Genomic DNA, 1,460 nt, shown 5'->3' on the forward strand with positions numbered 1-1,460 from the left:
ATAAAAAAACTAAAACTATCGTTTTAGCAAAAAAAGAAATTGGTTCTGAAAGTTTAGAAACAAACGAACAGGTTGACGAGCCAACAGAGGTTGCTGCTGTTGAGACCACATCAGAGCAAATCACAACGGGTGTAGAAAACCAACCTCCCATTCACGAGCAAGAGAACGTTCCCAAAAAAGCAAAACGAGCGCAAGCTAATCGCGGTTGTCGATTGCCTACGGATTTTGAACCCGATTACGATTTTGCCATTGCAGAGGGCTTGCCTCCAGAGCGCGTCAAAGTCGAAATCGCAAAATTTAGAGATTATTGGAATGCCAAGGCAGGTAAGGACGCATGCAAAACGGATTGGCAAGCAACATGGCGCAACTGGGTACGCAGGGCTATCGAGGGTTTAGAAAAAACGAAAAACACGAACAACAATGGTGGAAACAATGGAAATTACACTCAAAAGCAAAAAAGCATTGGGGAGCGTATCGCAGACAGTCTCCTTGATATCGGAAATCGAGGGTATTTTGAAACACATTCATGCGATGATACCTCCGAGCGGTCCGTTTGTTTTGAAGGATGGCAGCCAATTAACGAAACAGCAGGAATCGATTGCTTTAGAGGCTGGTGATCAATTGCAAGAGCTCTTCGCAGTGAAAGCAGGTAAAGAGGATATAGCAAAAGCTATTCGCATGCTGTCGTGTGGTTTGAAAATAGCACAACAATCAGACCATGAGGGAATGGCGTTGACCTATGGAATGGTTTTGGAAAATGTCTCTGCATGGTCACTGATGACAGTGGTCAAACGGATTTTATGTGATGAAATAAATTGTTTATCCGATACGTTTTTTCCGAGCACACGAGAACTTGTCAGGTTGTGTCGAGATTTAGAAAACAGTCTTTTGAGAAAAGCCAATTTTGTACGCAATGCTGTTTTGAGATTCCGTGAAAAGGAGTTGAAAGAACAAGCAGAGAAAGAGCATTCAACGCCTATAACGCTTGTTCACAAGCAAGAGCTTGAAGAAACTTTAAATGGCATTGGTGGGATAATGAAACGCTTTGGTCCACAGCAAACTAGTGAAAAGTGCTGATCATTTTACGATTAGGTATGTGTTTAAATCGACAAAAAGGCACCATAAAAAGCGATTTAAAGATTTCACGATGAAAACCATATCTGCAATATAAAACGCTCTGTACGGTCAAATTTGAGGCAAATAGACCAATTGGTAAAATTATGGACTAAAAACATGTTCATTTTTAAACATTTATTCTTAACAATCCGTAAACAACCCATGCGAAAAAAGTGGGTTGCAACAGCTGTTGGTTATGTTCCTTGGGGGGACGGAGCAGAGGAGTATTTTTACAACCTCTACGAATATGAAGACGGCACAAGAGAGTGTGAAAAGTTTGATGGCGGACAGTATTATACCACACCAGAAAATGCGGATTTTAGTACCAAAGCGCAAGTGAAAGC

General features: G+C 41.3%; 2 protein-coding genes and 1 pseudogene. All 3 read left to right on the forward strand.

Annotated elements, in window-relative coordinates; genetic code table 11:
• Nucleotides 1-617: pseudogene (locus tag ACFIMA_RS09590) on the forward strand (hypothetical protein); the annotation flags it as partial.
• Nucleotides 559-1,077, forward strand: a complete 519-nt coding sequence (locus ACFIMA_RS09595; RefSeq protein ID WP_375613834.1) for a hypothetical protein — start codon at nucleotides 559-561, stop codon at nucleotides 1,075-1,077. The pseudogene ACFIMA_RS09590 and the gene ACFIMA_RS09595, both read left to right, overlap by 59 nt.
• A 156-nt stretch (nucleotides 1,078-1,233) precedes the next feature.
• Nucleotides 1,234-1,460, forward strand: a 227-nt coding sequence (locus ACFIMA_RS09600) for a hypothetical protein (RefSeq protein ID WP_375693442.1), incomplete at its 3' end; no start/stop codon positions are given.

This window comes from Bartonella sp. AP88HLJMH, assembly GCF_042195605.1.
GTDB lineage: Bacteria > Pseudomonadota > Alphaproteobacteria > Rhizobiales > Rhizobiaceae > Bartonella.